This window comes from Shewanella indica (assembly GCF_002836975.1).
In the GTDB taxonomy this organism is placed as follows: domain Bacteria; phylum Pseudomonadota; class Gammaproteobacteria; order Enterobacterales; family Shewanellaceae; genus Shewanella; species Shewanella indica.
This window is the reverse complement of record NZ_NIJK01000029.1, coordinates 259,357-277,409: the sequence shown is the minus strand read 5'-3', so window position 1 is coordinate 277,409 and position 18,053 is coordinate 259,357. Positions and strand designations below refer to the sequence as shown.

Sequence of the window (18,053 nt, the reverse complement as noted above, 5' to 3'; positions counted from 1 at the left end):
CCCCTATGTGGTTTACCACAATACCCACAGGAATTTAATGGGTAAACAATGAGCTTAAGCCGCTGTAGTCAAGCGGAATCCCATTCAAACAATAACCTGTGTGAGCGACCTTTCCCCGAGGGGAGAGGATGGAGGTAAACCATGATAGAGCTTGATAGGCGCACCTTTCTGAAAGGGGCTGGAGCCGGAGGGGCAACCTGTGCCCTGGCCGGAGTTCTGCCCGGTTCGCTGGCGGCTTTGGGGCGCAGCCCTCTGACCGGCAGTGCCACTGAAGTTGCCAGTATGTGTGAGATGTGTTCGACCCGTTGCCCGATTTCGGCGCGGATAATCGACGGCAAAAACGTCTTTATTTCTGGCAACAAAGAAGCCAAATCATTCGGCGGTAAGGTCTGTGCCCGTGGCGGCGCCGGCCTCAGTTTATTGTACGATCCACAAAGGATTGTCAAACCACTCAAGCGCGTCGGTGAGCGCGGCGAAGGCAAGTGGGCCGAAATCAGCTGGCAGGAAGCCTATCAAACCATCGCCAGCAAGCTGAATCAAATCAAGGCCGACCATGGTCCTGAAGCCGTGGCATTTTCCTCCAAGTCAGGTTCGCTGTCCGGACACCTGTTCTATTTGGGTCAGGCTTACGGCAGCCCCAACTCCTTTACCCATAACACCACTTGCCCGGGCGGTTATGTGGTTGCCGCCAAGGCGATGTTCGGTACCAAGGTGAAGCGGGATCTCTCCAACTCCAAGTACATCATCAACTTCGGTCATAACCTCTATGAGGGGATCAATATGTCCGAAACCCGGGGAATGATGAAGGCCCAGGCTGACAAAGGCGCCAAGTTGGTGGTGTTTGAACCCAGGTTCTCTGTGGTGGCCGACAAGGCCGATGAGTGGTATGCCATTCGTCCCGGTTCGGATGTGGCCGTAGCCCTGGCGCTGTGCCATGTGTTGATTGCCGACAACCTCTATGACAAGGCCTTTATTGAGCGCTATGTTGTGGGTTTTGAAGAGTTTGCCGCCGAGGTCAAGGCTTATACCCCTGAGTGGGCCGAGACAATTTCCGACGTGCCTGCCGCCGACATCCGCCGTATTGCTCACGAGTACGCCGCTGCAGCGCCTCATGCCGTGGTCGACTTTGGCCACAGATCTACTTTCACTCCGGAAGAGTTCGATATGCGCCGGGCGCTGTATGCCGCCAACGTGTTGATCGGCAACCTGGAGCGTAAGGGTGGCCTCTACATGGGCAAGAAGGCCGGTGGCTACAACAAGTTTGCCGGTGAGCTTGTGGCTCCTGAGCTGGGTAAGCCAGGCGTTAAACTGCCCAAGCCGCAAGCCAAACGCATCGACCAGATGGATGAGCAGTTTGCCATGGCCTGGTCCGGTGGTGGTATCTATCAGTCAATCATAGATGCAACTCTGGAAGCCAAGCCTTACCAACTACGGGCCTGGGTTATGAGCCGTACCAACCCTATGCAGACCATGACCGACCGTGCCAAGGTGGTTGAAAGTCTGAAGAAGTTGGAGTTTGTGGTTTCCTGTGATGTTTACATCAGTGAAACCGCCGCCTGGGCCGACATCATACTGCCCGAGTGTACTTATCTGGAGCGGGATGAAGAGGTCGCCGACAAATCCGGCAAGAATCCGGCCTACTACCTGCGTCAGCAAGTGGTAGATGTGATTGGCGATGCCAAGCCTTCCTGGCAAATCTTCCGTGAACTGGGCATAGAGATGGGCCTGGAGCAGTACTATCCCTGGGAAAACATGGAAACCCTGCAATTCCTGCAGGTGAATAAAGACGCCCAGCTGTTACAGCACATCAAGGACAAGGGCTTTGTCAGCTACGGCAAGCCGCTGATGCTGCGTGAACCCAAGATGGTGGCCGACTTTGTCGCCGCCTACCCCAACGCCAGGGGCATGGATGAAGATGGTACTTATGGTAGCGCGCTCAAGTTCAAGACCCCCAGCGGCAAGATTGAACTGACCTCCGCCAAGGTAGAAGACATGGCGCCTGGCCGTGGCACTATCGCCTATCGCGAAGTGACCCTGAAGCAACCGGACGAGCTCTACTTTATCCAGGGTAAGGTGGCAGTGCATACCAATGGTGCGACCCACAATGTGCCTATGCTGGCTAACCTGATGTCCGATAACGCCGTCTGGATCCACCCTGACACTGCCGCCAAGCATGGCATTGAGAATGGGGACGCCATTCGTCTCACTTCCAGTGTCGGCAGTGAAGAGGGTCATGCGCTGGTGACCAAGGGCATACGTCCCGACACTGTGTTCGCCTATATGGGCTTTGGTTCCAAGAACAAGGAGCTGGCACGGGCGACCGGTAAGGGCGTGCACTGCGGCAACCTGCTGCCCAACGTGACTGCACCTGTGTGCGGTATGAACGTACACACCACAGGTGTGAAGCTGGAAAAGGCATAAGGGGAGGCGAAGATGACTAAAAGATATGTGATGGTGCACGACGAGAATAAGTGCATCGGCTGTCAGGCCTGTAACGTCGCCTGCCGCAGCGAAAACGGTGTACCTGAGAGCGTAACCCGCCTGCAGGTACGGGTAGAAGGCCCATTCGGTGATGCGCCGCATCTGCACTTCAAGTATCACAGGGTGTCCTGTCAGCAGTGTGAAGATGCCCCTTGCGTCAAGGTCTGTCCTACCGGGGCGGCTTATGTGGGCGAGGACGGCATTATTTCCATCAAGGCAGAGAAATGTGTCGGCTGTATGTACTGTGTGGCGGCTTGTCCCTACAAAGTACGCTTTATGAACCCGGAAACCAAGGTGGCCGACAAGTGCAACTTCTGTAAGGACACCCGACTGGCACGCGGCGAACAACCCGCCTGTGTGACTGTGTGTCCTACCGATGCCCTGGTGTTTGGTGATGCCAACGAGGCCGGCAGCGAGGTGGCGACTCTGCTCAACACCCGCGTGACTTATCAGGACAAGACCCATCTGGGTACTAAACCCAGAATCTACCGTATTCCTGTCAAGAGAGGGGGGATCCAATCATGAACAATACTTGGGGCGATATGACACAATACGACCCTGTAACCTGGAACTGGGTCATAGCGGTTTACCTCTTCTTGGCTGGGTTGTCGGCGGGTAGTCTGCTGATTGGTATCGGGCTGCGTTGGGTGCAAAACAAGACAGAGGGTGACAGCGGTATTCTCAAGGCGGCAGCCTTGATAGCGCCAGTGGCTATCTGTTTGGGGATGCTGTGTCTGGTGTTTGACCTGACCAAGCCGTTCCACTTCTGGCTGATCCTGATCAACTACAACCTGACATCTGTGATGTCCATCGGGGTGTTGGCGCTGCTGGCCTATATTCCGCTGACCTTTGCCTATGCGTTGGTCGTGCTGAAAGATGATCTCGGTAGCTGGGGTCTGGGCTTTCTTAAAGGGATTGCAGAATCACTGACTGGCCTTCGCAAGACTATGGAAGTACTGCTGTTTGTGCTGGCGATTGTCGTGGGTGCTTACACAGGCTTCCTGATCTCCGCCATGAACGCCTACCCCATGCTGAACACTGCCGTATTACCGGCGCTGTTCCTGGTGTCCGGTCTGTCGGCCGGTGCGGCCGCCAACGCGGTAGTGGCGCTGCTGCTGTTCAAGACAGACAAGCACTGCCCACAGCTGGGACGGATGCACGGTTTGGAACTGCCGGTAATGGCGGCAGAAATCCTGTTCCTGTTCATGCTGTTCTGCGCGCTCTATTTCAAGGGCGGTGCAGCGGCGGCAGCGCTGGCATCACTGACAAGCGGCGTTTGGGCCAGCGTGTTCTGGATTGGGGTTGTGGGTATAGGCTTTGGTATCCCACTGCTTTCAATGTTGTTGCTGCCGGCGAGTACCCGTCACACCAAGGGCGCTATGTTGGCGGTAGCCTGCTGCAGCCTGACCGGGGTGCTGGCACTTAGGCACTTTATTCTCTATGCAGGTCAGAGCTATCTTGGTTAACAAGCACTGCTGAACCTGTTTGAGCCTCAGCCCGTATCATTTGATACGGGCTTTTTTTGTATCTTGATACCATTGTGCCACTGAGATCTGGACTATCTTTAACCCATGTAACTAACGTCTTGCGTCTGGTTACAGATAAAAGCAAGAGGGGGATGAGATGAAACTGAGTCTGTTGACACTGCTTACGACGGGGCTTGCCAGCACGCTGGCGCTGGCAGGGCAGGATGTTTATGAGGCCCGCGCCGATGCCATGGGCGGCGTTGCCGTGGCGGCCGGTAATCGTGAGGCGGCGGCCTTTTCCAATCCGGCGCTGCTGGCTTTGCCCTCGCGCCGCAGCAGTGACTTCAGTTTACTTATTCCCACCATAGGCGCAGATGGCGCAGATAAAGATCAGATGATCGATAAGTTTGATGCCTTGCAGGATAACTATGACGCTCTGGTCGATGCCATAGATGCTGCCGACACAGCGGCTATCGATGACTACCGCAAGCGCCTCAGTGGTGACTTGCAATCGCTGCAGGGCAACAGCGCCTATGCCAGTGCCGGTATCAATATGGCGTTGGTCATGCCTTCGGATGGTTTTAGCTATGCCTTTGTATTCAAGAGTTATCTCGATGCCTTGGGGATTGCCGAAATCGCCGCTGCGGATATTGATGCCCTGGATAATCTGGACCCCAATAACCCGCCGGAAATCCAAGATTTGACCTCCCAGGGGCGGGTAGTGGCCGGGGCGGTTTCCGAGCTCGGAGTTGCCGTGAGCTATCCGCTATCTATCGTCAATATGCCGGTGACAGTGGGAGTCACCCCCAAGCTGCAACGGTTGGATAGTTTTAACTATGCTGTCAGCGCCAACAACTTCGATGCCGATGATTTCAATGATGATGATTATCGCAGTGATGACACAGGCTTTAACCTGGATATCGGCCTGGCATTCCAGCCATTGGATGGTTTGGTTATCGGTGTCAGCGGACGTAATCTTATCGAGCGGGACTTAAGCAGCATAGAGGCCGGCGGCGTGCAGCTTACCTATCAGGTGAAACCTATGGTTACCGCCGGGGTGGCCTATGACTGGGCGGCCTTTTCGCTCAGCAGCGACTTGGACCTTACCGACAACGATAAGTTTGCCGAGCTTGAGGGCAGCCGCTATTGGCGTTTAGGTGGCGAATACCGGCCTGCTGACTGGGTTGCTTTACGGCTCGGTTATCGCCAGGATCTCAATGATCACAGCGCCGATCTCTACTCTCTGGGGACGGGTTTTGCCATAGGCAACAGCTTGCGGCTGGATCTCACCGGCATGTTTGGCAGTGACGATGCCATAGGTGGCGTGCTGCAAACCAGCTATCACTTCTAACAGCGATTTAACCGTTGATGAGCGCCAGAGTTGATTTGATTGTCAGCAGCAGGGCGCTCAGGGCGCACAGCGCCAGCGTCAGGACTCGGGTCTTCTCTTTATCTACCCTGCCCACCAAACGGCCAGCGACCAGAAAACCGAGAAATACCGAAGGCAGTAGCAACAGCGACAGCCATAGGTGTCTCAGGGTCAGGAGGCCAAAACAGCCGAGAATGATCAAGGCTATCAATGAGCTGAAGATAAAGAAGGCCGACAGCGCTGCGCGGAACTGACTGGCGTCTTTTCCCGCCAGCAGCAGGGCCATAGGCGGCCCACCTATGGCGGCCACGGTGCCGAAGATCCCGGAAAAGATCCCGGCGATAAACAAGCTGAGGCGGTTGATTTTGATACTGTACTTTCTGAAGCTGAGAAATACGGCCACGGCCACAATCAGGGCTATGGTCAAGCCCATAATCGGCTGCGGCGCCAGTAACAGCAGGGTGGCACCAATCAGGCCGCCGGGGAGCCGTCCCAGCAAGGCATATTGCAAACCGTTGAATTCCAGGTGACCGCGCTCGCGTACCAGTGTCAGCAGGGCGATGGAAAACCCCATGGCGATAACAGGAGCGGGAACCAGTTCCGGATCGACGATATACAGCAAAGGTGTGGCTACCACGGCCAGGCCAAAGCCTATCAGCGACTGGGTCAGGGCGCCGGTAAATATGATCAGGGATGCCAGCAACAGGGTGACGGGATCTATCAATGACAGCATTCGCAAGCTCCCAAAAGAAAAGGATCGCGCAGCGATCCTTGTTCAACAATAAGATAATTCAGAGGAATAAGACACTTATTCCATGTCTTCCCATTCAATGCCCATGGCATCCATCATGCGTTTGGCTTCTTCCGGGATGCTGTCTGGTTTGTCTTTGGACAAATCCTCATCATTGGGCAGTGGCTGGCCGGTATAGGCATGCAGGAAGGCTTCGCACAACAGTTCGCTGTTTGTGGCGTGCCGCAGGTTGTTTACCTGGCGCCGGGTGCGCTCATCGGTCAATACTTTCAGTACCTTCAACGGAATAGAGACAGTGATTTTTTTCACTTGCTCATTCTTCTTGCCGTGTTCGGCATAAGGGCTGATGTATTCGCCATTCCATTCAGTCATTGATTCACCTGTGATCTCACTAATTCGCAGCAGATTTTAAACCCTTACAGGATACAGTCAAATGATTGCCTGCAAAATCTGTGCAATATGAACAGAAATCCATACATTTGGACGTCCAAACGTCTTGATGCCTATTGACGGCCGGATGGTCATTGGTTAGATTTAGACGTCCAGACATCTTTATGGTGTCGAACTTCAGCATTCAGGAGTCGATTATGACAGAGCGGCGATTAGCAACCACAGCGGTCCGGCAGGGCATCGAATCAGACAGCCAGCACGGGGCCGTGGTGCCACCCATCTATCTGTCGACCAACTATGCCTTTGATGGCCACACCCAGCCAAGAGCCTATGATTATAGCCGTTCGGGTAATCCTACCCGCTCCATTCTGGGAGATGCCTTGGGGGAGCTTGAACAGGGCTGCAGTGCGGCAATCACAGCGACCGGCATGGCGGCCATTACCCTGGTGGTCAACCTGCTGGGGCCGGATGACCTCTTGTTGGTGCCCCATGACTGTTATGGCGGTAGCTATAGGCTGTTCACCCATCTGGCGGCCAAGGGCCAGTTTCGCTTGCAGGTGCTGGATCAAACCGACCCGCAAGCTCTTGCCGCTGCCCTGGCGCAAAAGCCGCGCATGGTGTGGCTCGAGACGCCATCCAATCCACTGCTGCGGGTAGTGGATATTGCCGCCATTGCCGAGGCGGCCCACCAGCAGGGCGCATTGGTGGTGGTCGACAACACTTTTTTATCGCCGGCGCTGCAACAGCCTTTACTGTTGGGGGCCGACATAGTGGTGCACTCGACCACTAAATACATCAATGGCCACAGCGATGTGGTGGGCGGTGCCGTAGTAGCCAAAGATCCCGAATTGGCAGAGCAGCTGCACTGGTGGTCCAACACGCTTGGACTGAGCGGAGGCGCCTTCGACAGCTACCTGACCCTGCGTGGCCTGCGTACTCTGGCGCTGAGGATCCGCGAGCATCAGGCCAATGCCGAGCGCATAGTGGCGCTGCTGAGCCAGAGCCCGGTGGTCGACAAAGTTTATTATCCGGGGCTTAAGAGCCACCCAGGCCATGAGATTGCCGCCAGGCAGCAGAGTGGCTTTGGCGCTATGCTGAGTTTTGAACTCAAGGGTGATGAAGCGCAGGTGGTTGCCTTCCTCGGCGCGCTCAAGCTGTTTTCCGTGGCCGAGAGCCTGGGAGGGGTTGAGAGCCTGGTGGCGGTGCCCGCCACCATGACCCACAGAGCCATGGCGAGTGAGGCTCGCGCCGAAGCCGGTATTAAAGACACGCTTATTCGCTTGTCTGTGGGCATAGAAGATGGCCGGGATCTGCTGGACGATATCGCCGCCGGATTGGCGGCAGCCGCAAACTGTTGAATTGAAGGAGCTTGAGATGGCACGTTGTCACCTACATAAGTTTGGCGGTTCCAGTCTCGCCGATGCCGATTGCTACCGACGGGTCGCCCATATTTTGCTGACCCATGGTCATGCCGATGATCTTGTAGTGGTTTCCGCCGCCGGCAAGAGTACTAATTTTCTCTATAAACTGTTGACCCTGAAGGAGTCGGGCGCTCTGTGGCAGGAGGAGCTACAGGAGCTTGTCGGTTATCAGCAAAATCTGATTGAACAGCTGCTGGGTAATGAACAGGCACGTCAATTGCGGGAGCGTCTGTCTACAGATAAGGCGCAACTGGCCAGTTTATTATCTTTGCCTGAACTCAGCGAATACCAATGCAATCAGGTGGTGGGTTTCGGTGAACGCTGGTCGGCCAGACTGATGGCGGCGCTGCTGCGGGAGTCCGGTGTTGCCGCTTCCCATGTGGATGCCCGCAGTTTGTTGATTGCCGATGAGGGCGCAGTGCCCAGGATTCGCCTAGATGAGTCCCGTGAAAGGGTGCAGCGACTGCTGGCCGAGCATCCCGATGAGCGTCTGGTGATCACCGGCTTTATCTGCGCCAATAGCCAAGGGGAAACTCTGCTGCTCGGTCGCAACGGCTCCGACTTCAGTGCCACCCTGATAGCCAGCCTGGCCGATATCGACAGGGTGACTATCTGGACAGATGTCGAAGGGGTATTCAATGCCGATCCCAACAAGATTGCCGATGCCAAACTGCTGAGCAGCATGTCGCTGGCTGAGGCCGACCGCCTGGCGCGGCTCGGCTCCCCGGTACTGCATTGCCGTACGTTGCAGCCGCTGTTTGATACCGAGGTCAGCCTGGCGGTGCGTTCGAGCTACGCTTCGCATACCGACTTTACCCTGATAGCCCCCAAGAGTGATGCCGCAAGTGCCCCTGTGGTGACCAATCTTAATCAGGTGTCCCTCTTGAGCCTGGAGCTCAATGGCAGCCGGGCTCAGACTCAGACGCTCGATGCGCTCAATGAGGCGGGTTTGACCCCGCTGGCCTACTGGTCTCAAGGGCAACACAAACTTGAGCTGGCCTTTACTCCCGAATTATCCCGCCAAGTCTGGCAGTTACTGGAAGCGCAGACATCCCAGCTCAAAATTCAAAGCATTACCGAGGACAGAGAGCTTGGGCTGGTGGCCCTGGTAAGCAGTGGCGCCGGCAGTTATCGCCGTAGTTTTGCCCGCTTGCTGAGCCGTGAAGCGCGGCCTCTGTATCAGGACCAACTCAGCCTGGTCACCCTGGTGCCCAAATCTCAGGTGAACCTGCTGACCCAGAAGGTGCACAGGCGCTGCGCCGGCCCCCGCAAACGCATAGGCGTTATTCTGCTGGGGGTGGGTAACATAGGCGAAGCCTGGGTGGAACTATTTAGCCGAGCACGCGACGGCCTCAAACGTGAGCTGGAGGCCAGTGTTGAACTCCTGGGCTTGGCGAGTTCGAGCCGTGCCTGGATCTGCAATGAGGGGATCTTTGGGGATGACTGGCAGACAAGGTTTGAAGCCGAAGCTACCCCTTGGCAGTATGAACATCTGTTCGAACAGCTTGCGTTGCTGCAAGCCGATGAACTGGTGGCGCTGGATATCAGTGCCAGCGCCGGATTGACACTGCAGTATCCTGAGTTTTTTGCCCGTGGCATTCATATGGTCAGTGCCAACAAGTTGGCCGGCTCCGGGCCATTGCCTTTCTACCGTGAGCTGAAACAGCAACTGGGTAACCGCCGACTGTTCTGGCGTTACAACGCCAGTTGCGGCGCCGGGCTGCCGGTGCAGCACGCGCTCAATGATTTGCACAACAGCGGCGACAGGGTAGAGGCTGTCGGCGGTATCTTTTCCGGCACGCTCTGCTGGCTGTTTGAGCATTTCGATGGCATCAAACCTTTCTCCGAGTTGGTGTTGCAGGCCAAAGAGCTGGGGATCACAGAGCCGGATCCCAGGGACGATCTTTCCGGGCGTGACATGCAGCGCAAGTTGTTGATTTTGGCTCGTGAAATAGGTCTGGAACTGGAGCTTGAGGATATTCGCTTAAGCTCACTGGTGCCTGAGGCGCTGGCCGATATTCCGCTGGATGAGTTTTTGCAGCGGATCCCCGAATTGGATGCCACTCTCGCGCAGCAGTTTGCCGCCGCGGCCGAGCAAAACAAGGTGCTGCGCTATGTGGCTTCACTGGAGCAGCAAGATGGCCAGGTTAACGCCGAAGTCTCTCTGCAGTGGGTCGAGCGTCAGCATCCATACGCTAACCTGACCCCGGGAGATAATGTGTTTGTCATCCGCTCAGCCTTCTACCAGGGTAATCCGCTGATCATTCGCGGCCCAGGTGCCGGTAGGGAAGTGACTGCCGCGGCAGTACAGTCGGATCTGGTGCAGATCTGTCGCGATCTGCTGCAGGAGTAGGGTTGGTATTAGCGTCATGTTTGAAGCCGGTGGGCTTCTGGTTAGGAAAAGCCTGTGTGAGTGGCCGTTCTCGGACGTCCTGTCCTTCACGGTATTCGGGCTTTCAGCCTATCCGCACCGCAGGTGATGGGCTTGCGGTTTAGCTGGAAGCTGAGATCAAGTTTATTGGTGAGTTTTGGCTTAAAGCCATGCTAGCCGCTGTGCCAGCGGCGTAAAGTCGTGGTGTTCCACACCACACCGGGCAAGGGGCTTTGCTTGTCCAAAGCCCCTTGCATCCCCAAGGACACCCCCGACGTAGCCGAAATCCCCGCTGGCTTATGAAGTAAATTGGCTACACTCAGGACTCGCATCCTTGCTCGACCTTCGAGCCTCGACATCCCTGTCTCGGCTACGCCAATTTGCAACAACGCCCGCGGCGGCTCCGAAGGGGGAATTGGTGCAATTCTTTCCACACAGAGTTGTTTTAAACTGCAGATATATGCCTATTTTCCAGGCACAGGCGGAACTGTGACCGTCGAAAACAGGGACGTTTTCGTCGAGCGCCCAGGGATGGGTCCACAGCGAGTCACAGGATCGCCTGTGCGAAAAGCGCACCGCAGGTGATGGGCTGCATCATGGTTCAGAAGCTCGACCAATACTAACTTAGATACTCTTAGCTGGAAGCTATGATAGCCGCTGTACCAGCGGCCTAAAGTCGTGGAGTAAATGCCTCCATGCACAAGGGCCAGTTCGCCATCCCTGGCTCTCGCTCGTAGCCAGTCGCTACGCGACACTCGCCGCCCCACACCCGAGGAAAGGGGGCTGTATCGACTCGCCCCCTTTCCAAACCCCCAGCGACCCGCGACGCAGCGGACAACCCCTTGTGCTTATGATGCCAATTCGCTATCGCGCCAGACGCTCGGAGTCACATCCATGTGACTCTTATCCAGCTTAACATCCTGTCTAGCGCTCGTTAGCTTGTCGCTAAGCGACACTCGCCCCTGATTCGACTGTCGCTGCTTCGGCATCCATGCCTCAGCCACGTTATTTGCGCCACCGGCTTTCGGCGACACCGAGGGGGAATAGGTGCAACTCTGTTAGTCCTGAGTAGCTTGAAACATCTGAAGTATTTGCAGACATACACCTATTTCCAGGCACAGGCGGGACAGTGACCGTCGAAAACAAGGATGTTTTCGTCGAGGCTACATGGACGTATTCACGCCGTGTCACAGGCTCGCCTGTGCATAAGCCTGCGGCAGGCAATGGGAGACATCCGTTGCTGGAAGTTCAATCTATGTTATTTGGCTATTTTGAGCTGAAAACAATGATAGCCGCTGTTCCAGCGGCGTAAAGTCGTGGAGCTTCGCCCCACACCCGAGGAAAGGGGGCTGTATCGACTCGCCCCCTTTCCAAACCCCCTGCGACCCGCGACGCAGCGGAACCCCCCTTGTGCTTATGATGCCAATTCGCTATCGCGCCAGACGCTCATCCCTGATTCGACTGGCGCTGCTTCGGCATCCATGCCTCGCTACGCGATTGTCATCAACGCCCTGCGGCCGCTTCGAGCGGGAGTCGGTGTAATTCTGTGATAATTGAGTTGTTCTAAGTTACCTATATACCCAAAGATATACGCTCATTTTCCAGGCACAGGATCACCTGTGCGAAAGCTCTCTCCAGGCGTAAAGCCGAGGCTTTGCAGAAACACTCATTAGTGGCTTTTATACTGATTAAGATAAATACACCTTTGAAGCCATCTTTGGGCTTGACTTCAATGACAGTTTCTCTAGTATGTGGACATATAGACGTCCAAACGTCCAGATAGACAGTTGAGGGAATTTTCAATGGCTTTTCATCACGCACAACATGCGCACTCGCTGAACCAGAGCTTGTCTGAGCTCAACGGCGACATCAATGTTTCTTTCGAGTTCTTTCCGCCCTCAACGCCTGAGATGGAAACCTTGTTGTGGAACTCAATTCAACGCCTGGAGCCACTGAATCCCAAGTTTGTTTCTGTCACCTATGGTGCCAACTCAGGGGTGCGGGATCGCACTCACAGCGTGATCGAACGGATCCAGCAGGAAACCGAGCTGGTGGCGGCGCCGCACCTGACGTTGGTGGATGCCAGTGATGAAGAGTTACTGGAGTTGGCACGTCATTACTGGAACAGCGGTATTCGTAACATAGTGGCGCTGCGAGGCGATCTGCCGGAAGGCAGTCCCAAGCCGACACGTTTCGCCTCGGATCTGGTGCGTTTGCTGCGCTCGGTCGCCGACTTTGATATTTCGGTAGCCGCCTATCCAGAGGTGCACCCGGATGCGGCTAATGCCCAGGCTGACCTTATCAACTTGAAACGCAAGATTGAGGCCGGTGCCAGCCGTGCCATCACCCAGTTTTTCTTCGATGTGGAGTCTTATCTCAGGTTCCGCGACCGTTGTGTGGCCGCCGGCATCGATGTGGAAATTGTTCCCGGGATATTGCCTGTGGGCAACTTCAACCAGCTCAAGCGTTTTGCCGCCATGACCAATGTGTCTTTGCCTGGATGGCTGCACCGCCAGTTTGAAGGTTTGGATAACGATCCCGGTACCCGGGCACTGGTGGGTGCCAACGTGGCCATCGACATGGTTAAGGTGCTTTCCCGTGAAGGGGTGAAAGATTTCCACTTCTATACTCTGAACCGCGCCGAACTTACCTATGCCATCTGCCATACACTGGGAGTACGTCCCGGCAAGTGAAGGCCTTTGATAACGGCTAAGCGGATAAAAATGAAGCCCACCAATAGGTGGGCTTGTCTTTAGTGGGTTAAACCTTGAATTGGCTGACCAACTGCTTGAGGCGTACCGATAGCTGTGCCAGTTCTTCACCGGCGACGGCTATCTGGGCAGCACTTTCACTGCCCTGAGCCACTCCATCATTGATATTGTTGAGATTGCGATTGATCTCGGCCGAGACGGCGCACTGCTCGTTGGCGGCACTGGCTATCTGGATATTCATCTGGGTGATAGCGGAAACTGCAGCGCGGATCTCATTGAGAGCCGCATCGGCGTTTTGCACTTCGGCGACACACTTATCCATGGTTTGATTACTGCTTTGCATCACACCGACGGCTGACTGCGCCCCTTGCTGCAGGGTTTCAATCATATGCTGAATTTCGGTTGTCGATGCCTGAGTGCGGCTCGCCAGGGTGCGTACTTCATCGGCGACAACGGCAAACCCCCGTCCTTGTTCGCCGGCCCTGGCTGCTTCAATGGCGGCATTGAGTGCCAGTAGGTTGGTCTGATCGGCAATATTGCGGATCACTTCCAACACAGAGTCTATCGCCTGACTGTCCTGCTCGAGTTTGTCGATAGCAGCCGCGGCGCCACGGATCTCTGACTCCAGTCCGGCCATCAGCTCAACCACACTGTTGACCACCTGTTTACCTGAATCTGTGGCGGCATCGGCTTGCTCTGCCGAGTCGGCGGCAACTGTGGCATTTTGGGCGACCTCCTGAACCGTGGCGGCCATCTCATTCATGGCGGTAGCCACTTGTTCGGTTTCCCTTTGCTGCTGCTCGGCGCTGTGGCGGCTGGCGCTGGTGATGCCGGACATCTCTTCGGCTGAGGTTGCCAGTGAGTCAGTGGCTTGAGTCACCTGCTGAATAGTTTGCTGGATTTTGGCGACAAACAGGTTGAATGCCCGTGCCAGATCGGCAATTTCATCCTTGCTGCTCACTTCGATACGCTTGGTCAGGTCGCCTTCCCCTTGAGCGATATCCTCCATGGCGCTGGTGGTTTGCGCGATAGGGCGGGTGATGCTGCGGGCGATAAAGAAGGCGATAACGGCGCCCGCCAACAGCGCTATGGCACCAATGGCCACCAACTTGAGTTTGATATACCAGAGGCTGGCTTCCGAGTGGCTGCGATCCATGGCGATCGCCAGTACGCCAATGGGGTTATCGGAAAAGTCAGTCACCTGATGCAGGTAGAGGACATGACTATTGCTATTCAAACTTATCAAAGACTTGTCAGCTTTTCCCTGTTGTACTTTCTGCAGCAGCGCCGTGTCTTTGAAAGCCGCGGTTTCAAAGGTTCCGCCAAAACGGCGGTAACCGCTGCTGTCAGGTGTCAGCAGGGCAATTTCGGCCTGATAATTCTGTTTGAAGGCATCAAAGAAAGGTTGACCGAATGACATGCCAAACTCAACCGAACCTGTGTGTTGTCCCTGATAAGTCATTGGAGCCAGGCCGCGGATCCCGAGGCCGGCCACCCCTTTCTCGAGCCCCATTATCGGCTGCTTGCTGTTGTTGGTCTGCACTACGGTTTGGCGAAACCCTGAGAGATCGTCACCGAACTTTTCCGGTTTATGTACCCTGAGGAAAGAGGTGGCCGGTGGCAGATGGAATTGAAACTGCTGCACGGCAAAATCCCGTTTCAACGGGACAAACAGTTGTTGGCTGCGGTTGTTGAGTGAATCCCTGTCGCCGAAGGCGAATTCTTGCTGCATTTCCGGGGTATTGGCCACCACAGTAGCCAACGCCTCAGCCAATCTGCCTGAAGAATCTATTTCAGCAATCGCGGTTTGATACAGCTTATGCAGTTCACGCTGCTCGGCATTATCAATTTGGCTGGAAAATTCCGACAATACCAAGGGCATGATAAAGCTCATCATGGCGATAAGTACGGCGCAGATCCCCAGCACAATTCGAGTGCCGATTTTTAGATGTGAGAACAAGTTAGCCTCCAGGCATGGGGGGGGGGATGAAACGAGTGCGGCAGCTTGATGTGGCCTGGTGATCGCCACGACCTTGCGCCGGGCTCATTGTACCTTCCCAGGGTCAAACAAGGTTGAATAATTATAGTGCTACTAGTGTTAAGTAATTGCGACTTATGACAAATTTTTGTCCAGATCCGTTTACTTACTGAACAGATGTGCGAGGCAGATCGGGTTTATTCCCGATTAGGTATTTACTTAGCAGGCTAAATAAGTAAAATGCTTAGCCTGCTAAGTAACCAGTTAATCAAGATGCACAAATATATAGAACAGCTGACAGAGACCTCTCTGGGAGAGCGCTTGGGGCGTTTACACCGTTTATGGCGCATGGTCGCCGACAATGAATTGGCGCCTTTGGGGCTGACCCATCCTCGTTGGACCGCGCTATGGAAGCTGAGACGCATGGGCGACCATATCAGTCAAAAGCAGTTGGCCGAGTCGCTGGAAATTGAATTGCCTTCTTTGATGCGGACCCTGGGTCAGCTGGAGCAGCAGGGGTTGATCACTCGCCACAGCTGCGAGCATGACAAAAGGGCGCGCATCGTTTCCATGACGGCCCAAGGTGAGGAAGTTATTCGCTCCATGGAGGCCAGGATCATCCAGGTACGGGCCAAGTTGTTGGCGGGCATAGATCCGGATGAGCTGGCTCATTTTGAAGCCGTGATCACCAGGATTTGCGATAACGCCCAACATCAGCTGCAGCAAGAGCAAGCGAAATGAGAGAGACTTTATGACGCCAGATCAACAATTTGCCAGACTCGTTAAATTTTCCATGGTGGGCTTTGTGCTGGTCTTTGCCTATTTCATGTTGGCGGATCTGGAGATGCCGCTGACGCCGCAGGCGATGGCGACCCGCACTGTGGTCAAGGTAGCGCCCCAAGTGAGTGGCCCGGTGCAATCTGTGGCTGTAGCCAACAATCAACATGTAGAGGCCGGGCAGTTACTCTTCGCCATAGATCCGGCTCCTTTTGAGCTCGCGCTGGAGCAGGCCAAATTGGCGCTGGAGCAGGCGATGCAGGATAACGCCGAGCTGGATGCAGCCATAGAGGCCGCCGCCGCAGATGTCAGCGCCAATGAGGCCATGTTGCAACAGAAACAACGTGAGGCCAGGCGCCTGGATGCCCTCTATGCCAGCAATGGTGTGTCACGCCAGCTTAAGGATCAGGCCGATACTGATGCCAGCTCGGCGTTAGCCAAGTTGGCAGCCTCCAAGGCACAACTGGCTAAACTCAAGGTTTCCCGGGGAACAGCCGGGACAGAGAACCTCAAGTTGCGCCAGGCCCGCAGCCGTTTGGCTCAGGCAGAATTGGATCTGAGTTACACCAAGGTGCTGGCAGAACACGAAGGCATAGTCACCAACCTACAACTGGCCAGTGGCAGCATGGCCAACAAGGGCCAACCCGTATTGGCTCTAGTGTCGGAGCAGATGGATATCATTGCCGATTTTCGCGAGAAAACCCTCAGGGGAGTTGAGTCGGGCACTGAAGCCTGGGTGGCGTTCGATGCCGAGCCAGGCAGACTCTACCCTGCCAGAGTCAGCAGCCGCGATGCCGGTGTCAGCGCTGGACAATTCGATGCCAACGGCATGCTGGCGACGCCGACCGAGTCAGATCGTTGGGTGCGGGACGCTCAGCGTCTGCGACTGCACTTTGAACTCCAGAGTGAAGAATACCCCAGGTTGGCGGCCGGTTCCCGAGCCACCGTACAACTGCTGCCGGACAATAGTTTCTATCGTTTCATGGCCAAGCTGCAGATCAAGGCAGTCAGCCTGCTGCACTACATCTATTGAGGTGGCCGATGATCCTGCGTCACCACCCCTTGACTCAGAATGAGCTGCGCCAGTGCCTGCGCATCGCCACCGGCGCCAGCCTCGGCTTTCTGATCTGTAAGCTGATGAATTGGAATTACGGGGTGTTTTATACTGTCATCCCCATGTTGTTGCTGGGACTGGTGCCAGTGATGAACGGCCATGCGGCGCGGCAGTTACTGGCCGCGGCTGTTGTCTGTGGGGTTGAGGTGGGCATCATAGGCGGTTTGTTTGGCAGTCATCCGGCACTGATGACCTTGATTGTCTTTGTGCTGTTTCTGTATCGCTTTGCCTGCATGTCCCGCGGCGCCCTGTTTCTGTTTGGTGCCAACGGGGTGATCAGCCTCAGCATTATGCTGCATTTTGCCAGCTATCCTGATACCGACCTGAACGACCTCATCTTCGGTAACTTTTGGGCCAGTGTGCTGTCTGTGCTGATAGCTTATTTGATGACAGTGCTGATCCCGGATGTTGAACCTCGTAATGCTTATGTCCCCGGGCCCAAACAGCCCCACAGAATGCGCCATGAAGCTTTGATGGGGGCCAGCGTTGCAACCCTGTCGTTTCTGATATTCCAGGCCTTTGATCTGCGCGACTCCATGTCGGCGCAGGCTACTACACTGTTGTTGCTGTTTCCCATGCATTGGAACGGTGCCCTCGACTATGCCCGCAAACGGGCAATGGGTACTGTGCTCGGGGTGGTATACGGGATGGCGGTGCAACTCTTGCTGTATGACTGGTCCGGTGTGCTTTTGTTGGTCGTACCTATGCTCTGGTTCGGTACTTTGTTGTTTGCCCAGGCCCATGTCAAAGAGGCCAGTGGCTCGGCGGTGGGCTTTGGTGCCATGACCACTCTGGGAATATTGTTCGGCCAATATCTGACTCCGGGCAATGATCTGATCTTCAGTGCCCTGTATCGGGTGAGTAGCATTCTGGTGGCCATAGTCGGCACCTTGTTGGCCTGTTATCTATTACATCATTTTCTCAATAGCTTTGAGACGACCCGCTTTGGAGAGTAATAACTTCTAAACGAGAATCGTTATCCAATACATTGTTAGAAAAGGGTTTTTTATAAAACTCAAATCGTAAGCAAATATTTCAAAGCCGAAGATTTATTTGAGCTGCAAACCTTATGGCATCTGGATTATGGCCGTTTTTGCTGGTTTTTTGATATTTATCGCAAACTTCTCATATATGTGATTTGGATCTATGCTATAGCACTTACTCATTATGGGGGATAACAGATGAAATCAATCACGCTCGCCGCAGGTGGCCTGCTGCTGTTGG

13 protein-coding genes are annotated in these 18,053 nt (G+C 55.1%); 10 read left to right on the top strand and 3 right to left on the bottom strand.

The window, feature by feature from the left end; all coding sequences use genetic code 11:
- Positions 1–141 precede the first annotated feature (141 nt).
- From phsA to CX650_RS10210, 4 genes are all read left to right on the top strand, one after another.
- Complete coding sequence (gene phsA / locus CX650_RS10225) at positions 142–2,421, top strand: thiosulfate reductase PhsA (protein ID WP_101095733.1); 2,280 nt, start codon at positions 142–144, stop codon at positions 2,419–2,421.
- Positions 2,422–2,433: 12 nt separating this feature from the next.
- Positions 2,434–3,006 carry a 4Fe-4S dicluster domain-containing protein gene (locus tag CX650_RS10220; protein ID WP_039033542.1) on the top strand — a complete coding sequence of 191 codons (573 nt, stop codon included), beginning with the start codon at positions 2,434–2,436 and terminating at the stop codon, positions 3,004–3,006.
- On the top strand, positions 3,003–3,947 hold the full coding sequence (gene nrfD / locus CX650_RS10215) for an NrfD/PsrC family molybdoenzyme membrane anchor subunit (RefSeq protein WP_039033541.1): 945 nt from the start codon (positions 3,003–3,005) through the stop codon (positions 3,945–3,947). The genes CX650_RS10220 and nrfD overlap by 4 nt, the downstream gene beginning before the upstream one ends.
- 157 nt (positions 3,948–4,104) lie before the next feature.
- A complete protein-coding gene (locus CX650_RS10210) occupies positions 4,105–5,298 on the top strand; it encodes a conjugal transfer protein TraF (protein WP_101095732.1) in 1,194 nt (397 codons plus the stop codon).
- Between the two features lie 7 nt (positions 5,299–5,305).
- Here CX650_RS10210 and CX650_RS10205 read toward each other — a convergent pair whose 3' ends face one another.
- A complete protein-coding gene (locus tag CX650_RS10205) occupies positions 5,306–6,049 on the bottom strand; it encodes a sulfite exporter TauE/SafE family protein (RefSeq protein WP_101095731.1) in 744 nt (247 codons plus the stop codon).
- 75 nt (positions 6,050–6,124) lie between these two features.
- On the bottom strand, positions 6,125–6,439 hold the full coding sequence (gene metJ, locus CX650_RS10200; RefSeq protein WP_039033538.1) for a met regulon transcriptional regulator MetJ: 315 nt from the start codon (positions 6,437–6,439) through the stop codon (positions 6,125–6,127).
- A 215-nt stretch (positions 6,440–6,654) separates the two neighbouring features.
- Here metJ and metB point away from each other — a divergent pair, with 215 nt between their 5' ends.
- The 3 genes from metB (at position 6,655) to metF (ending at position 12,942) form a co-directional block, all read left to right on the top strand.
- Entirely contained in the window at positions 6,655–7,815 is a 1,161-nt protein-coding gene (gene metB, locus CX650_RS10195) for a cystathionine gamma-synthase (RefSeq protein WP_101095730.1), read from the top strand.
- A 16-nt stretch (positions 7,816–7,831) separates the two neighbouring features.
- Complete coding sequence (locus tag CX650_RS10190) at positions 7,832–10,231, top strand: bifunctional aspartate kinase/homoserine dehydrogenase II (protein ID WP_101095729.1); 2,400 nt, start codon at positions 7,832–7,834, stop codon at positions 10,229–10,231.
- A gap of 1,820 nt (positions 10,232–12,051) precedes the next feature.
- On the top strand, positions 12,052–12,942 hold the full coding sequence (gene metF, locus CX650_RS10185; protein WP_025887953.1) for a methylenetetrahydrofolate reductase: 891 nt from the start codon (positions 12,052–12,054) through the stop codon (positions 12,940–12,942).
- Positions 12,943–13,009: 67 nt separating this feature from the next.
- On the opposite strand, the gene CX650_RS10180 is transcribed toward metF, so the two are convergent.
- The gene (locus CX650_RS10180) at positions 13,010–14,857 is read right to left on the bottom strand and encodes a methyl-accepting chemotaxis protein (protein WP_101095772.1); all 1,848 of its coding nucleotides are present in this window, start codon (positions 14,855–14,857) and stop codon (positions 13,010–13,012) included.
- Between the two features lie 354 nt (positions 14,858–15,211).
- Here CX650_RS10180 and slyA point away from each other — a divergent pair, with 354 nt between their 5' ends.
- From slyA to CX650_RS10165, 3 genes are read left to right on the top strand one after another with little or no spacing between them, the layout of a single operon-like run.
- A complete protein-coding gene (slyA, locus tag CX650_RS10175; RefSeq protein WP_071477203.1) occupies positions 15,212–15,679 on the top strand; it encodes a transcriptional regulator SlyA in 468 nt (155 codons plus the stop codon).
- A gap of 10 nt (positions 15,680–15,689) precedes the next feature.
- Positions 15,690–16,748: an HlyD family secretion protein gene (locus tag CX650_RS10170; protein ID WP_101095728.1), complete on the top strand. Its 1,059-nt coding sequence runs from the start codon at positions 15,690–15,692 to the stop codon at positions 16,746–16,748.
- Between the two features lie 8 nt (positions 16,749–16,756).
- Complete coding sequence (locus CX650_RS10165) at positions 16,757–17,785, top strand: DUF2955 domain-containing protein (protein WP_039033533.1); 1,029 nt, start codon at positions 16,757–16,759, stop codon at positions 17,783–17,785.
- Positions 17,786–18,053: the final 268 nt, after the last annotated feature.

Bases quoted from the DNA above. Each gene is read 5' to 3' on its own strand.
- slyA (WP_071477203.1), top strand. From the start codon at position 15,212: ATGCACAAATATATAGAACAGCTGACAGAGACCTCTCTGGGAGAGCGC.
- CX650_RS10190 (WP_101095729.1), top strand. From the start codon at position 7,832: ATGGCACGTTGTCACCTACATAAGTTTGGCGGTTCCAGTCTCGCCGAT.
- CX650_RS10170 (WP_101095728.1), top strand. From the start codon at position 15,690: ATGACGCCAGATCAACAATTTGCCAGACTCGTTAAATTTTCCATGGTG.
- metF (WP_025887953.1), top strand. From the start codon at position 12,052: ATGGCTTTTCATCACGCACAACATGCGCACTCGCTGAACCAGAGCTTG.
- metB (WP_101095730.1), top strand. From the start codon at position 6,655: ATGACAGAGCGGCGATTAGCAACCACAGCGGTCCGGCAGGGCATCGAA.
- phsA (WP_101095733.1), top strand. From the start codon at position 142: ATGATAGAGCTTGATAGGCGCACCTTTCTGAAAGGGGCTGGAGCCGGA.
- CX650_RS10165 (WP_039033533.1), top strand. From the start codon at position 16,757: ATGATCCTGCGTCACCACCCCTTGACTCAGAATGAGCTGCGCCAGTGC.
- CX650_RS10210 (WP_101095732.1), top strand. From the start codon at position 4,105: ATGAAACTGAGTCTGTTGACACTGCTTACGACGGGGCTTGCCAGCACG.
- CX650_RS10220 (WP_039033542.1), top strand. From the start codon at position 2,434: ATGACTAAAAGATATGTGATGGTGCACGACGAGAATAAGTGCATCGGC.
- metJ (WP_039033538.1), bottom strand. From the start codon at position 6,439: ATGACTGAATGGAATGGCGAATACATCAGCCCTTATGCCGAACACGGC.
- nrfD (WP_039033541.1), top strand. From the start codon at position 3,003: ATGAACAATACTTGGGGCGATATGACACAATACGACCCTGTAACCTGG.
- CX650_RS10205 (WP_101095731.1), bottom strand. From the start codon at position 6,049: ATGCTGTCATTGATAGATCCCGTCACCCTGTTGCTGGCATCCCTGATC.
- CX650_RS10180 (WP_101095772.1), bottom strand. From the start codon at position 14,857: ATGATGAGCTTTATCATGCCCTTGGTATTGTCGGAATTTTCCAGCCAA.